Annotated in this window: 16 protein-coding genes; 14 read left to right on the top strand and 2 right to left on the bottom strand. The window is 35.4% G+C overall.

What is annotated here, in order from left to right; all coding sequences use genetic code 11:
• Positions 1 to 34 precede the first annotated feature (34 nt).
• The 12 genes from BBH99_RS21630 (at position 35) to BBH99_RS21685 (ending at position 9,369) form a co-directional block, all read left to right on the top strand.
• Entirely contained in the window at positions 35 to 406 is a 372-nt protein-coding gene (locus tag BBH99_RS21630; protein WP_066700546.1) for a VOC family protein, read from the top strand.
• 58 nt (positions 407 to 464) lie between these two features.
• The gene (locus tag BBH99_RS21635; protein ID WP_066700548.1) at positions 465 to 914 is read left to right on the top strand and encodes a VOC family protein; all 450 of its coding nucleotides are present in this window, start codon (positions 465 to 467) and stop codon (positions 912 to 914) included.
• Between the two features lie 191 nt (positions 915 to 1,105).
• Complete coding sequence (locus BBH99_RS21640) at positions 1,106 to 1,783, top strand: DUF2490 domain-containing protein (protein WP_066700550.1); 678 nt, start codon at positions 1,106 to 1,108, stop codon at positions 1,781 to 1,783.
• Between the two features lie 85 nt (positions 1,784 to 1,868).
• Positions 1,869 to 2,873: a bestrophin family protein gene (locus BBH99_RS21645; RefSeq protein WP_066700552.1), complete on the top strand. Its 1,005-nt coding sequence runs from the start codon at positions 1,869 to 1,871 to the stop codon at positions 2,871 to 2,873.
• A 134-nt stretch (positions 2,874 to 3,007) separates the two neighbouring features.
• On the top strand, positions 3,008 to 4,621 hold the full coding sequence (locus BBH99_RS21650; RefSeq protein ID WP_066700556.1) for a Na+/H+ antiporter: 1,614 nt from the start codon (positions 3,008 to 3,010) through the stop codon (positions 4,619 to 4,621).
• Positions 4,622 to 4,857: 236 nt separating this feature from the next.
• Positions 4,858 to 5,283, top strand: coding sequence for an SRPBCC family protein (locus BBH99_RS21655; RefSeq protein WP_066700558.1), 426 nt, complete (start codon positions 4,858 to 4,860; stop codon positions 5,281 to 5,283).
• A gap of 4 nt (positions 5,284 to 5,287) precedes the next feature.
• Positions 5,288 to 5,788, top strand: a complete 501-nt coding sequence (locus tag BBH99_RS21660; RefSeq protein ID WP_066700560.1) for a GNAT family N-acetyltransferase — start codon at positions 5,288 to 5,290, stop codon at positions 5,786 to 5,788.
• A gap of 5 nt (positions 5,789 to 5,793) precedes the next feature.
• Positions 5,794 to 6,177, top strand: a complete 384-nt coding sequence (locus tag BBH99_RS21665) for a VOC family protein (RefSeq protein ID WP_066700562.1) — start codon at positions 5,794 to 5,796, stop codon at positions 6,175 to 6,177.
• A gap of 35 nt (positions 6,178 to 6,212) precedes the next feature.
• Positions 6,213 to 7,235: a glutaminyl-peptide cyclotransferase gene (locus BBH99_RS21670; RefSeq protein ID WP_066700563.1), complete on the top strand. Its 1,023-nt coding sequence runs from the start codon at positions 6,213 to 6,215 to the stop codon at positions 7,233 to 7,235.
• Between the two features lie 88 nt (positions 7,236 to 7,323).
• Complete coding sequence (locus BBH99_RS21675; RefSeq protein ID WP_066700573.1) at positions 7,324 to 8,289, top strand: hypothetical protein; 966 nt, start codon at positions 7,324 to 7,326, stop codon at positions 8,287 to 8,289.
• A gap of 27 nt (positions 8,290 to 8,316) precedes the next feature.
• A complete protein-coding gene (locus BBH99_RS21680; protein WP_066700564.1) occupies positions 8,317 to 8,931 on the top strand; it encodes a deoxynucleoside kinase in 615 nt (204 codons plus the stop codon).
• 87 nt (positions 8,932 to 9,018) lie between these two features.
• Positions 9,019 to 9,369 (top strand): ArsC/Spx/MgsR family protein, encoded by a 351-nt coding sequence (locus tag BBH99_RS21685; RefSeq protein WP_066700565.1) that lies wholly within the window; start codon positions 9,019 to 9,021, stop codon positions 9,367 to 9,369.
• Positions 9,370 to 9,497: 128 nt separating this feature from the next.
• Here the strand turns inward: BBH99_RS21685 and BBH99_RS21690 are convergent, their stop codons facing one another.
• Positions 9,498 to 9,803, bottom strand: a complete 306-nt coding sequence (locus BBH99_RS21690) for a DUF493 family protein (protein WP_066700566.1) — start codon at positions 9,801 to 9,803, stop codon at positions 9,498 to 9,500.
• 41 nt (positions 9,804 to 9,844) lie between these two features.
• Positions 9,845 to 10,516, bottom strand: a complete 672-nt coding sequence (locus BBH99_RS21695) for a DUF4197 family protein (protein ID WP_066700568.1) — start codon at positions 10,514 to 10,516, stop codon at positions 9,845 to 9,847.
• Positions 10,517 to 10,864: 348 nt separating this feature from the next.
• Here BBH99_RS21695 and BBH99_RS21700 point away from each other — a divergent pair, with 348 nt between their 5' ends.
• Positions 10,865 to 13,687: a SusC/RagA family TonB-linked outer membrane protein gene (locus BBH99_RS21700; protein WP_083188903.1), complete on the top strand. Its 2,823-nt coding sequence runs from the start codon at positions 10,865 to 10,867 to the stop codon at positions 13,685 to 13,687.
• A gap of 12 nt (positions 13,688 to 13,699) precedes the next feature.
• The coding region (locus tag BBH99_RS21705; RefSeq protein WP_066700572.1) for a RagB/SusD family nutrient uptake outer membrane protein at positions 13,700 to 14,830 on the top strand (1,131 nt) is incomplete at its 3' end.

Raw genomic sequence — 14,830 nt, forward strand, 5'->3', positions numbered from 1 at the left:
CAATAATTCCAAAAATATCCAACATTAAAATTATATGAAATTAGGAGCATTTTCAATCAGTCTAAGTGTAAAAGACCTTCAGAAATCCAAAGATTTTTATGAAAAACTGGGATTTACAATTATGGCTGGAACTACAGAGCAAAACTATCTCATTATGAAAAACGGATCTACTTTAATAGGTTTGTTTCAGGCAATGTTTGATGGGAATATGCTTACTTTTAATCCAGGATGGGATGAAAATGCCCAAAACCTTGAATCCTTTGATGATGTACGTGAAATTCAGAAACGTTTAAAGGAAGGTGGGATAGAGTTGGATAAAGAAGCTGATAAATCCACCACAGGACCAGAACATATCTACCTGAAAGATCCGGATGGAAATATGATCCTGATCGATCAGCATCGATAATATAAAAGCACTTACAGGCAAAATTCAAAACAATTTAAAACTTAACTAAAAAACAATCATGGCATCAGTAAACGTTTATTTAACATTCAACGGAAATTGTAGAGAAGCATTTGATTTCTATAAATCGGTTTTCGGAGGAGAATATCCTTATATCGGAACCTTTGGAGAAATGCCGCCAATGGAAGGGAAAGAACTTCCTGAAGAGGATAAGAACAAAATTATGCACGTTACCCTTCCTATTTCCAAAGAAACGGTATTAATGGGAAGCGATACAGGTGGAGAATGGGCTCCCAACTTCAAAGAAGGAAATAACTTCTCAATTTCTATTAATGCAGAATCTAAAGAAGAAGCAGAAAAGCTATTCAACGGTCTGTCTGCAGGCGGACAGGTCACAATGCCATTGGCAGACACTTTCTGGGGTGCTTATTTTGGAATGTTCACGGATAAATTCGGGATCAACTGGATGGTTAATTATGATGATCCTGCTAAAATGCAGCAACATCCGTAACCATATTCATATCCTATCCAGAAGAGATAATAAAACAAACCGGCAGCAGAAACTGTCGGTTTTATTTTTAATACAGATAATGATGATTTACCGAACCCGGCATAAAACTTAAGGGGTAAAAATTATGTTTGCTATTATTGATTTAAAATATTAATTTTGTTAAAAACGATAGATAATAGTAATTGATAAGCATGAGAAAGGTCTTTACGAAGTTGGCATTCACAGTATTAAGTTTAGGTTCGGTTCTTACGTGGGCACAAAAAAATGATCTGGGCGCCTGGTATATGTATTTTGGAAATAATAAGATCAGTAAGAAACTAAACTGGCATAACGAAATTCAATACAGGAATTTTGATGCCATTGGGGATCTGGAGCAGCTTCTGATCCGAACCGGGATTGGATATGACCTGACGGAAAATAATAATAACGTGTTGTTAGGATACGGATTTATCCTTAGCCAGCCGTATGTAAACGGAGATAAAAAAGAAAATATAGAACATAGGATTTTTCAGCAGTATATTACCAAGCAGAAGTTCGGACGTTTTAACCTTCAGCACCGTTATCGTTTGGAAGAACGTTTTCTGGAAGATGATTTTAGAATGAGATTCCGTTATATGTTAGGATTGAATATTCCGATCACTCAAAAAGAAATGCTGCCGAAAACATTGTATGCATCAGTATATAATGAGATTTTCCTGCATTTCAACAGTCCTGTTTTTGACAGAAATAGAGTTTATGGTGCTTTGGGTTACGTGATTAACAAAAACATGAGAATTGAAGCCGGATACATGAACCAGATTCAGGAAAACAGAAACAGAGGGCAAATTCAGATTGGTTTTTATAACAATATACCGTTTACCAAAAACTGATATTGACCTTTCTGCTGGATGCGCTGATGAAAAAGCTTTTATTTAAAAGAGACTGATTAAAAAATAACACAAAAAACAACACATAATGCATTCAGGAAAAAGATTTGGAGCACGTGAATTCATCAACTGGACACGTCGCAGTATTTATGCCTTAATCGTATTGGCAGCCATTCCTACGATTTTATATTTTTTAGGCTGGAAATTTCTTTCTGTGCCCTGGCAGCCTATAGCCATCATGGGAACAGCAGTTGCTTTTATTGTAGGATTTAAGAATAATGCCAGCTACAGCAGACTCTGGGAAGCAAGGCAGATTTATGGAGCTATCATTAATGATAGCCGCAGCTTTGGATATATTGTAAGAGATTCTCTTAATGGTAAAGATCCGGGTAAAGTAAAAGAAATGTTCCTTCGTCATTATGCATGGCTTACTGCTTTACGGTTTCAGCTCAGAGAACCAAGGGTATGGGAAAATACAGGAACAGCTCAGTTTGATGAATATGCCAAGAAATATGATATCCCGGAAAGGCTTTCCAAGCTGGATGACGAATTGAAAAAATATCTTTCAGAAACAGAACTTCAATATATTCTGAGCAAGAAAAACAGGGCAACACAATTGATGGCCCGCCAAAGCAAAGAATTGTCTGAAGCTTATGAAAAAGGAGAGATCAATGATTTTCAGTGGACGCAGATCAATCAGCAATTGGTGAAATTTACTGATAGCCAGGGAAAAGCAGAGAGAATTAAAAATTTTCCTTATCCAAGGAACTTTTCATCCATTACAACTTATCTTTTGTTGTTGTTTATTGTATTTGTCCCTTTCGGATTACTGAAAGAATTTGATAAATTAGGGGAAGGTTCTATGGTAGAAGGATGGACAATTTGGTTCAATATTCCTTTCTCCTTATTGGTAACATGGTGTTTCCATACCTTAGACAGTGTAGGAGAGGCATCCGTAAACCCTTTTGAAGGAAGTGCCAATGATGTCCCAATTACCCAGATCAGCCGCACCATTGAAATAGATATGAGAGATATGCTGGATGAAACAGATCTTCCACCAGCCATCACTCCAAAAAACAATATCGTACTTTAATTTGAAGTTGCATTTAAATCTGCGTTATCTGCGTGAGACAAAAAACTATAAAGTTTAGAAAAATAGCCAGTCATATCAACTGCTTTTTTTAACCTTAACAACAAAAAAATAATACTTAAAAAAACTAAATCAAAATGATTCACAGTTATGTTATAATATCCATTGTAGTCTTACTGTCTGTAATGATATTGGTAATGATCGGGCAGAAGCTGAAAGTTGCTTATCCTATTTTCCTGGTGATTGCAGGATTGCTGATAAGCTTCGTTCCGGGAATGCCCCGTGTAGAAATAGAGCCGGATCTTGTGTTCCTTATTTTTCTTCCTCCTATTTTATTTGAAGCCGCATGGTTTACCTCCTGGCAGGATTTTCATAAATGGAGAAAACAGATATTTTCCATGGCTTTCGGATTGGTGTTTTTAACATCAATAGTTGTTGCTTACCTTTCATCGTCCATTATTCCGGGGCTTACGGTAGCAATGGGCTTCTTGTTGGGAGGTGTAAATTCCCCGCCGGATGCGGTAGCCGCTACTTCTGTATTGAAACACATGAAAATTCCTAAAAAGATCACCAATATTCTGGAAGGGGAAAGTTTGATTAATGACGCATCCAGTTTAATAGTTTTTAAATTTGCCCTTGCAGCAGTTATTTCAGGACAGTTTATCTGGAGGGATGCCGTTCAGGATTTCTTCACTATGGCCATTGGCGGAATTGCAGTAGGTGTGGCGGTAGGTTTTCTGTTTGGGGCGCTGTTGAGGATTATTCCTACCAATTCCAATATTGATACGGTGATTACCCTGATTGTTCCTTACATTATGTATGTAGGTGCTGAACACTTCCATTTTTCAGGAGTATTGGCGGTGGTTGCAGGCGGATTATTGATGTCTTACAATTCCCATTGTTATCTGAGTCATACCTCAAGAATTCAATCCGGAAATGTCTGGAGTGTTTTGATATTCCTGATGAATACCATTATTTTTATCCTTATAGGTCTTGAATTGCCAATTGTTGTGGATGGACTTACAGATTATACCATTTCCGAAGGAATTTTCTACAGCGTGGTGATTGGTGGAGCTATTATCGGAACCAGAATCGTATACAGTTATGCATTGATGTATTTCCCAAGGCTTTGCTCGAAAGAATTAAGATTAAAAGTACCGAAACCAGACTGGCGTGAACCTTTTATCATCAGTTTTGCTGCGATGAGAGGAGTGGTTTCGTTGGCAGCAGCATTGTCTATTCCTGCTTTTTTACCCAATGGTGAAGCATTTCCACACAGAAATATTATCTTGTTCGTCACTTTCGTTATTATATTAATTACTCTGGTTGGTCAGGGATTATTACTCGCTCCGATTCTAAAGCTATTAAATATCCAGGATGCAGGAAGCGAATTACCGGAAGAAAAACAGGAAGTGATTTTGATGCGTAAGCTTAAAGAAACGGCTTTACATAAACTGGAAAATGATTTTTCCGATCTGGCCGTATCTAACAGTCTTGTTCGCCATCAAAAGCATAAACTGGAAAACGAAATGATGCTGATGGCAGACAAAGCACAATGTATGGCTTCAACCGGAGACTACGTAACAGCAATTAATCAGAATAAAGATGTGCTGCGTCAAATTATTCAGGCTCAGAGAAATGAACTGCACAGAATGAAAAAAGAGAAAATATTTGATGATCATGTGATGAGAACCATTGAAATGCAGTTGGATTTTGATGAAGCAAAAATTACCGGCTTCTCCCACGGATAATCTAGTGTTTTTACGATAAGGTAAAAATAAGACCGCAAAAGTCACAAAAGGATTTAAGCTAAGTCTAAAATTAGAGTTAACTTGCATAAGATTCACGAAGGGAAAATCTACAGGTTTTCAAACTTAAGTGTTCTTCTATGCAGTAAGAATATTAACTTTAAAATAACTTAAGTGTTCAAACCCTTTTGTGACTTTTGTGGTTAAAATAGTTTAGTAGTTCATCAAACTTTAATAATATGAATACACCAATCACTGTTCAATACAAGATAAATGCTCCAATTGAAAAGGTTTGGAAAGCATTAACCGATAAGAATGAAATGAAGTCCTGGTATTTTGATATTCAGGATTTTGAACCCAATGTAGGTCAGATATTCAATTTCTACGAGCCGGGAGGTGAAAACAAATACCATCATCAGGGTGAAATTCTGGAAATGATCCCCAATCAAAAATTAAAACATACCTGGTCTTATCCTGATTTTTCAGATCTGAAAACAACCGTTACATGGGAATTACAGCCTGAAGATAACGGAACTTCAGTGAAGCTTACCCATGAAGATATAGATCATTTTAAAGATTTGGGAGAAGGATTTTCAAGAGAAAATTTCATAGGTGGCTGGAACTCAATTGTAGGACAAAGTTTAAAAGAATATCTAGAAAAATAAGAGAATGATAGCATTAGAATCTTTTCATATTCAGGATGCACCGGAATTGATCTCAAACATAAAAGATAGCAGGCCTCTTCTTCAGTTTGCTGGTCCGATGTATAGTTTTCCCTTGACTACAGATCAGCTTGAAAGAGACTTATCTGATGAAAACAGGACCCTTTTCAAAATAGTTGATGATGAAAGTCAAAATACAATCGGGCATGCGCAGATCTTTTTAAAAGAGAAAACTTTTCTGTTAGGCAGGATTCTGATCTGGGATGAAAATAACCGCGGGAAAGGGTATGGGAAAAAAGTAATGCAGGAACTCCTGAAATATGGATTCAGTACTTTCAACAGAGAAGTGGCGGAACTGAATGTATACGATTGGAATACCGGAGCGATTGAATGCTACAAAAAAGTAGGTTTTGCTATTGATCCGGATGTAAAGAATGAAGTGAAAATTGATGATGAAACCTGGGTTTCTATCAATATGAAAATTTACAGGGATACTTTTGAATTATAGAAATCATGAGCAGATTTACAGGGCTTAGACCCATGCTTTGGACTGAGAACTTAGATGAAACCATAGGGTTTTACATGCATATTCTCGGTTTTGAATTGTTAGGCAGAAATGATGAATGGCATTGGGCTTCCCTTCGGAAAGATGATGTTTATATCATGCTTGCTTTGCCTAATGAGCATGAAAATCCAGTGACTATAGGTTTTACCGGATCATTTTATTTTAATGTAAATAAAGTGGATGAATTATGGGAAGATCTTAAAACAAAGGCCAGAATCTGTTATGAAATTGAAACTTTTGAATGGGGAATGAGGGAATTTGCAGTATATGATAACAATGGATATATCCTACAATTTGGTGAACCTGTGGATAATATTGGCAATACGGAATAAAATTTGCTATTTTTGGGGAAATATTTAGAAAGTCAATGAAAAAAAATATAATAGCGGGTTTCGCAGCAATTTTATTACTGGCATCTTGTAACAAGGATAAAGAAATTCTTGATACCTTAAATACCTATAATAATTCAATGGAAGCAAAAGGGTATCACTTCGGTGATAAACTTCAGCTTCCAAAAGAAGTAACAGAAAATGCAGAAAGCGTAACCATCAGCTTTGGAGATAAAGAAACAACAGATTTAACGATTGATCCTAAGTTTTTTACTTTAGGAGATAATGCAGTTACTTTCAATATCAAAACAAAAGGTGGGGAAGTATTGAACCAGGATGCAACCATCAATGTATTTGCAAAAAATCCTGAAAAAAATATTGCTTACCAGATTGTAGCAGAATATCCTCATGACCCTAAAAACTTCGTACAGGGATTCCAGGCAGATGGAAATACTATTTATGAAAGTGATGGACAGAACGGATCTTCGCAGATTTTAAAATATACATTAGGAACAACTACACCCCTTGCTTCTACGAAACAGGCTCCTGAAGATTTTTCTGAAGGAAGTACCATTGTTGGTGATAAGGTATACCAGTTAACATGGCAAAGCAAAAAAGGATATATTTATGATAAAAGTTCCCTTAAATTGCTTTCAGAATTTGCTTATCCAAATGTATTAGGTGAAGGTTGGGGATTAACTTATGATGGGAAAAACCTGATTGCATCAGACGGCAGTAAATTATTATATTTCCTTGATCCTAAAGATCCTTCAAAACTTATCAAATACATCGCAGTAGCAGGAAGTTCACAGGCTTATGACCAACTGAATGAGCTGGAATACCACAACGGATTCCTGTATGCTAATGTATGGCAAAAACCGATCATCCTTAAAATCAATCCTACAACAGGAGAAGTAGTGGGTACATTTGATTTCACAGAAATCGCAAAACAAAATACCAAAGGAAGCGACGATGTTCTGAACGGAATTGCTTTCAAAGGAGAAAATATGCTGGTAACAGGGAAGAACTGGCCAAAGATTTATGAAGTTGTTATTAAATAAGAAAAGTTTCATAACAATTTCTGTCTGAATAAAATAAATATGTAAATTGGTAGCGTTCCGTAAGGGGCGCTATCTTAGTAAAAGAATTTTGAGATTAATCTATCTGATATGCATTTTTATCTTCTGTACCTCTGCGGCGCAGAATGTTCTTCCTTTGGATACTTTGAAGCTGAAAGAAGCCAAAGACATGCTTGCCGACGATTACGGAAATCTGTACATCTATAAAAATAAGGACTTTAGCTTTACCAAATATGACTCTTTGGGAAAACAGATCGGGAAAATGATGCTTACCGTCCCTTATAAGGTTCAGACGGTACAAAATCCTTTAAACGTACCTTTATTTTCTGAAAATGCCCAGGAAATGAAATTTGTGGATCAGAATATGAACGAGATCCAGCGAATAGATTTTAAACAGAAATTTGGTTTTATAAGAATGGCCTATGCTGAAGATTTGCAGCAATTATGGTTGTTAGATGACAGTACCAAGCGCCTTATTCAGTATAATTTCAGAAATGATACCACTATCAACTCATTTCCTTTTGATATCAGCTTTGAGGATCTGATGGATTTACTGGTGTATGAAACCAAAGTGTATGTTCTTACCAAAAAACATATCAGAATTTATAACCTGAAGTTCGAAAAACTGTTTGAAGCAACAGTGGATAATGGAAAACGATTCAGAAGAGAGAATGATACTATTTTGGTTATTACCAATAATTCAATTTTAAAATATGTTCCTGAGAAAGGAATGAGTGTTGTTTTTGATGATCCGGAAGCGCAAATTGTGGATAAAAACATCCTTTCTTATTTTGAAATCAAGGGGAACAAGCTTTATCTTTACAGTCTTGAAAAAGTAAAGAAAGCCAGACAGCAGAAACAACAGGAAATGGAGCTTCAAACCTTAGAGCAAACTAATGAAAAGCCTGTAGAAAATGTTGAAGAAAAGTCTAATGAAACAGAGACAAAAAAGAAACCCTCTGATAATACAATGGAAAAATTGATTGAAGAGACTTCTGAAGTTCAGGCTGCAGGCGTAGAAAAGCTTATCAATTAATCAGTAAATACAAGGAAAAAGAATATTATGCATATTGCAGTTACAGGAAACATTGGAGCAGGAAAAACAACTTTAACCACAATGCTTTCCAAGCATTACGGATGGGATGCACAATTTGAAGACGTAGATCACAATCCTTATCTGGAGGATTTTTATTCAGATATGAGTAAATGGAGCTTTGCACTGCAGGTATATTTTCTGGGAAGCAGATTCCGCCAGGTGAAGGAGATCAGAGAAAGCGGTAAAAACATTATTCAGGACCGTACTATTTATGAAGATGCTCACATTTTTGCAGAAAACCTAAATGATATGAATCTTCTTTCAGACAGGGATTTCAATAATTATTCATCTCTTTTTGATCTGATGAAGTCATTTGTCTCTGCACCGGATCTTTTAATTTATCTGAAATCAGATGTTCCGAATCTGGTAAAGAAAATCTACAAAAGAGGACGTGAATACGAAGCATCCATCAGCATAGAATATCTTTCAAAACTGAATCAGAAATACGAAAAATGGATTTCCAATTATACAGAAGGGAAGTTGTTGATTATTGAAGTAGACGATTTAGATTTCGTAGAGAAACCGGAAGATTTTGGATTGATCCTGGAAAAAATTGAAACCGAATTACACGGATTGTTTTAACAAACTTTTATCAGAACATTAAGACAAGGTCCATTGAATTCTTGTTAAATTTGTGATAGACAAGTTTAATTTTTTAAATAATTAGAAATGTTAGTAAAGGTTTTACATAATGGAAGCTGTTCAAAATCGAACGCAGTACTAGAATATCTTGATGAAAATGGAGTGCCTTTTGAGATCATTAATATTATTGAGGATCCGCTTAGTATTCTTGAGATCAAGACCGTACTGAAAAAGCTTAACCAGAGTGTTTTTCATATCATTCGGAAGACAGATAAACTGTATACTGAAAATTATGCAGATAAAAATTATTCCGAAGAAGAATGGATCAAGATTTTGTCTGAAAATCCTTCCCTGATCCAGAGACCTATCCTGGTAAAAGGCTCAGTAGCCATGCTGGGAAGACCTATTGAGAATGTAAAGTTCTTTATTGAGAAATAATAAATATATATAAAAGTTGCGGCTGTTTCTTAGAAACAGCCGCAACTTTGTTGTTAAATAGGAGGAGATTTATTCTTTTTCTACACTCCAATAAAAAGACTGTCATTTTCTGACGGTCTTTTTTTATTTTACAATAGAATTACCCCTTCTATTTTTGCTACTTCCTGATAAATTTTCACGACCTGATTAGCATCTAAAACAAATGCATTAATGTTGCAGGCAGTGTATTTTCCATTTTTGCTTTCGCGGTTTCCTAATGTAAATTTAATCCCGTCAAAAACTTTGTAAATTTCAGTTAGTTTTGACTGATCTGTAGGAATAATAAATTTAAATAAATAATCCTCCGGAAAATCATGGTGACCTTCCAGTTTTTCCTGTAAAGATTTATAGAAATCCTCAGGATTTGCGTGTTGATTTCCTTGTAATATATCCATCTGCAATTCTAATATAATATATAAATATAACGAATTTTTCTCTATTTTCCAAATGGCCCTAACAGCGATTTGGAGTTTTGGTGTTCATAATCCTCGATGATATTAAAGAGTCCGGCTACCAATTGTTCAGAAGCAAGCTGGCTTAATCCGCCTGCATTTACTGTATTGCTGTTTCCTCCTAAAAGGCTTCCCAGAAAATTACTTCCGGCTAAAGCAGTGTTGATTGTTTTTACAATACCGTACTCATTCAGTTTTTCGTCTACCTTTGGAGCAATAGCTGCAACAAGCTGTTGGGATGTTTTTTCTTTCAAAATTTGAGTAGCAGTAGTCCCTTGGATAATTCTGCTTACATCTTGGGCGTTTAAACTGTTTACAGCACCTTGTAGGATAGGTTTTGAAGTATTTACAGTATAGGCTGCTGCCTGTGCAATATAATCTCTTTCCTTGGCAACCAGTGAAGGAGCAATTTTTTCCAGCATAGAGTTGATCTCTCTAAGTTGCTTAGGAAGAGCTTTATCTACCATGTTATTTTGTAAAAAGGCCTCTTTGTTAGCGTAAACTCCCATTCCTTTATCAATACCATTAAGTAGCATTCTTTTAATAATGGAAAGCCCCATATCGGAAGTGGCAATTGTTGTACAGGATTGTACAGTGGTCGTAATAAGGGCACCGGTTCCCATTATAAGAGCCGCTGCAATGATATATTTTTTCATTGATCTTTTTATTGCTTTTTTCAAAAACTGCACCAAAGGTAAATACTATTATCTATTTAACAAAATATTAATGATTAGTGAATTATTTGGTGATTTTTTAGATTAAAAAGATGATTTTGTTGTTGTGGATATTTTATTTTATTGGTGGTATTTTTGTTTTTTAATTTGTGTAATTTTATTTTATTGGTATTTTTATTTAATAAAACAAAGTATTTTTTGAATTTTTAAGATATATTAACAAGTTTGGGTTTTTTTTCTATTTTTGGTTAATGTCTTCATTTGAGAAATTAATTGCTTCAAAATGAGACAATGTTGAAAATCTGATTGTACGAATAAAATTGAAACTATATGAAACAAAGTAATTTGAAGTATTCATGTCTCATTGCTGTTTTATACTTCGGTATGAATGTCAATGCTCAGACTCAACCTAAAGATACTGCTGCTAAAGAGCAAAAGATCGATGAGGTAGTTCTGATTGGATATGGATCTCAGAAAAAGGAGAACGTAACCGGTAGTATCGGGGTCGTTTCTGCTAAAGATTTAGCGAATAAACCTAATGCTAACCCGCTTAGTTCTATACAGGGAAAAGTAGCAGGTGTACAGATTTTAAATTCTGGAGCACCGGGAGGGTCACCAAGAGTAGATATCAGAGGTATTGGTTCATTAACAGGTAAGACCGTCTTTATTGTTGATGGAATGATTACCGACGATATTTCTTTCTTAAGCCCTCAGGATATTGAATCTATGAGTGTCTTGAAAGATCCTTCGAGTTTGGCAATTTATGGAGCGAGGGCATCTAATGGTGCTGTGATTATTAAAACCAAAGCAGGAAGGGGGAAAAAACCAGTTTTCAATTTTAACTCCTATTTAGGAATTAAAACAGTAACGAATATTCCTAAAATGGTTAATTCAGACCAATATTTACAGCTGTATAATGAAAAACTAATCAATGATAAAGCAAAAGACCCTGTATTTTTAAACCGATCTTCTTACCCTAATGATACAGATTGGTTTAAAGAGATTTTCAGAACAAGCATTATTAACTCTAATGATATTTCCGCTTCAGGTACTCTAGGAAAATTAAATTACTATGTAAGTGTTGGAAATCTTCAGGATGAAGGGAATCTTGCAGCGGGACAAGGCATTAATTCAGGAAGTGGCTTTAACAGATTTAATACCAAAGCGAATTTAAGTTATAAAATTACAGATAATATTACAATCGGTAATAATTTCACTTTTTCAAAAATGCGTACAGACCATGCAAATAATCCTGTACTAGATGCTTATTCATCTCCTCCTGTTTACACTCCTATTAATCCTGATACTGGAGATTACCAATATTTTACATTAGCTAAAGTGCCTAATTCCAGAGCGAAATTGGATCTGTTCAGATCGCAAACCAGAGAAGAGAGATTATTGAATAATATTTGGGGAGAATATAAATTTTTAAAAGACTTTACATTACGAATTAGTTATAGTACTGATAATATTAATTCGAATAAATATGAGTTTACACCAACATCTTGGTATGCTCCTGTTGCTGAACAAAAACCAAATAAGTTAATAACGAGAGATTCAAGAACACGAAATTATATCTGGGATAATACATTAAGCTGGAAAAAAGATTTTGGCAAGCATAATCTAGAAGTATTAGCAGGATTCTCCAGAACTAGAAATTCTTATTCTCAAGCCTATGCAGAAGCTTTGAATGTTAATTATGACGGAACAAATGCTTCTATGGATATTTCTAAAGGAACAGATATTTATCGAACAGATTTTGAATATAAGGGGAGAGATGTTATTCCGTATCAGGATAGAATTCAATCCTTTTTTGGAAGGCTTAATTATGATTATGATGGAAAATATCTAGTGAATGCTTCGGTTCGTAGAGATGGAACTTCTAAATATTCTGCCAATGACAGATCCCGTGTATTTCCGGCAGTAAGTGCAGGATGGGTAATTTCCAGAGAAAACTTTATGAGCGGGCAGAATGTTGTGAATCTTTTAAAATTAAGAGCAAGCTGGGGTAAACTAGGGAATCCTGATGTACAAAGAGCTTATACACTCAATACAACTATTTTGGAAGGTGGAGCCTATTTCGGAAATTCCGGCTATCCTGCACAGACGATAGACACTGTTATAGATCCAAATATTGGCTGGGAAACTACTACTGGAAAAGATATAGGGTTGGAAATGGCGATGTTCAATAATAAATTGAAAATAGATGCTACTTACTTTGATAAAGACACTAAAGACGTAGTATATGGTATCGTTCAAGGTATGGTTTCTGGGGCATCTAACTGGAATAATTTTATTACCAATGCCTACTCATTTAATAATAAAGGATTTGAGTTTTCGGTTAATTATGATACTAAAATTAATGATCATATAAGAATTGGAGTATATGGAAACTTAACCACTTTAACGAATAAGATCACCTCTGTTTTAAATGATTCCTATCTAAATGCAGGTGCTAGTTTATACGGTAACTCAATTATAAGGTTACAGGAAGGGCAGGCTGTAGGTTCATACTATGGTTATCAGGTTGCAGGTGTTTTCCAGAATCAGGCTGAAGTAGATGCTGCAGCAACACAAAATGGAGCACAAATAGGAGGGTTTAAATTTGCAGACCTTGATGGAAACGGGGTGATAGATGTTAGAGATAAAACATTTTTAGGAAACCCTATTCCAAAAGGAACCTATGGATTTGGTGTAAATATGAAAGTATATGATTTTGATTTCGCTATTGATTTCCAAGGGGTGTTTGGTAACAAAATTTACAATTTCAACAGAGAGCAGCGCTATGGAAATGAAAGCTGGGATTTAGATTTTTACAATAACAGATGGCATGGTGCAGGAACATCTAATGCTTATCCAATGGCTACCAATAACCAAGCTATTATTTTACCAAACAGCTTTTATGTAGAAGATGGTAGTTATATAAGAATCAGAAATATTCAGGTTGGGTATAATTTACCTACATCATTTGCAAAATCGATGTCTATTACCAAGCTAAGATTATATGTAAGTGCACAGAATCCTTGGACAAGTTTCAAATATAATGGCTTCTCCCCCGAAATCTTAAATACTGATAGAGTACAAATGGGTGTGGATAATAATATTTATCCAATTTCAGCTATTTATACTTTGGGGCTTAATGTAACATTTTAACAAGAAAGAATTATGAAAAAGATATTTTTATCAATCGCATTATTATCACTTGCATCAAGTTGCAATGATTATTTAGATATTAAGCAGGAAGGTTATAAAGAGGCTGCCTCTTTTTTTAAGACACAGGATGATGCAATACAGGCAACAAGTGCTATTTATAGTTTTTTAAGAAGCTGGGAGAATTCTGCTTTCCCATACCAGTTTGTATTTGGAGTCCCAGCAGATGATGTGGTTAAAGGATCTAATCCAGGAGATGCTTCTTTTATCAATGAGTATGATAATTTTACATTTACGGTTAGTAATGAGGGGATAAGAGGATATTGGATTGGACAATGGCAAGGCTTAAACAGCTGTAATCAGGTGATTACCAATGTTCCGAAGATTGATATGGACTCTGCATTAAGAACAAGACTGGTTGCAGAAGCAAAAATGTTGAGAGCATACCTTTATTTTAATTTAGTAAGGATATATGGTGGTGTTCCTATTTTTGACGGACTTCAGAGCAATTATAAGGTTCCAAGAAACTCCGTAGAAGAGGTATATAACTTCATTATATCTGATCTTACCAGTGCAGCAGAAATCCTTCCTCAGAGTTATCCTGCTTCGGATTTGGGAAGAGTAACGAAAGGGGCAGCTTTAGGCTTACTTTCAAAAGTATATCTTTATAAGAAAGACTGGCAGAAAGCCTATGATACTTCTAACCAGGTAATGGCAATGGGGTACGACTTAGATCCGGATTTCAATCATGTATTCAGACCGTCAGGAGAATTTGGAAAAGAATCTGTTTTTGAGGTAAACTGCGACTGTATACCCCCATTGAAAGGAAGCCAGTACGCAGAAGTACAGGGGGTAAGAGATCAGTTTGGATGGGGATTCTTTACGCCTTCCAGTGCACTTGAAAATGCCTTTGAGCCTGGTGATATCAGAAAAGAACTTACAATTCTTAGAAATGGAGAAACAACTCCGGAGGGCGATTTAATTGCTATGGGAGATGCTCAGTCTGTAACTACCTATAATCAAAAAGTATATGTGCCAAAAGCTTTGAATAAGAGTGCTTGTGGTTACGGATCTATTCAGAATATCAGGATTTTAAGATTTGCAGAAATTCTTCTGATTAATGCAGAGGCTGCTAACGAGTTGGGA

The sequence above is a fragment of the Chryseobacterium contaminans genome, assembly GCF_001684955.1.
Lineage (GTDB): Bacteria > Bacteroidota > Bacteroidia > Flavobacteriales > Weeksellaceae > Chryseobacterium > Chryseobacterium contaminans.

Bases quoted from the DNA above. Each gene is read 5' to 3' on its own strand.
- BBH99_RS21630 (WP_066700546.1), top strand. From the start codon at position 35: ATGAAATTAGGAGCATTTTCAATCAGTCTAAGTGTAAAAGACCTTCAG.
- BBH99_RS21635 (WP_066700548.1), top strand. From the start codon at position 465: ATGGCATCAGTAAACGTTTATTTAACATTCAACGGAAATTGTAGAGAA.
- BBH99_RS21640 (WP_066700550.1), top strand. From the start codon at position 1,106: ATGAGAAAGGTCTTTACGAAGTTGGCATTCACAGTATTAAGTTTAGGT.
- BBH99_RS21645 (WP_066700552.1), top strand. From the start codon at position 1,869: ATGCATTCAGGAAAAAGATTTGGAGCACGTGAATTCATCAACTGGACA.
- BBH99_RS21650 (WP_066700556.1), top strand. From the start codon at position 3,008: ATGATTCACAGTTATGTTATAATATCCATTGTAGTCTTACTGTCTGTA.
- BBH99_RS21655 (WP_066700558.1), top strand. From the start codon at position 4,858: ATGAATACACCAATCACTGTTCAATACAAGATAAATGCTCCAATTGAA.
- BBH99_RS21660 (WP_066700560.1), top strand. From the start codon at position 5,288: ATGATAGCATTAGAATCTTTTCATATTCAGGATGCACCGGAATTGATC.
- BBH99_RS21665 (WP_066700562.1), top strand. From the start codon at position 5,794: ATGAGCAGATTTACAGGGCTTAGACCCATGCTTTGGACTGAGAACTTA.
- BBH99_RS21670 (WP_066700563.1), top strand. From the start codon at position 6,213: ATGAAAAAAAATATAATAGCGGGTTTCGCAGCAATTTTATTACTGGCA.
- BBH99_RS21680 (WP_066700564.1), top strand. From the start codon at position 8,317: ATGCATATTGCAGTTACAGGAAACATTGGAGCAGGAAAAACAACTTTA.
- BBH99_RS21685 (WP_066700565.1), top strand. From the start codon at position 9,019: ATGTTAGTAAAGGTTTTACATAATGGAAGCTGTTCAAAATCGAACGCA.
- BBH99_RS21690 (WP_066700566.1), bottom strand. From the start codon at position 9,803: ATGGATATATTACAAGGAAATCAACACGCAAATCCTGAGGATTTCTAT.
- BBH99_RS21695 (WP_066700568.1), bottom strand. From the start codon at position 10,516: ATGAAAAAATATATCATTGCAGCGGCTCTTATAATGGGAACCGGTGCC.
- BBH99_RS21700 (WP_083188903.1), top strand. From the start codon at position 10,865: ATGAAACAAAGTAATTTGAAGTATTCATGTCTCATTGCTGTTTTATAC.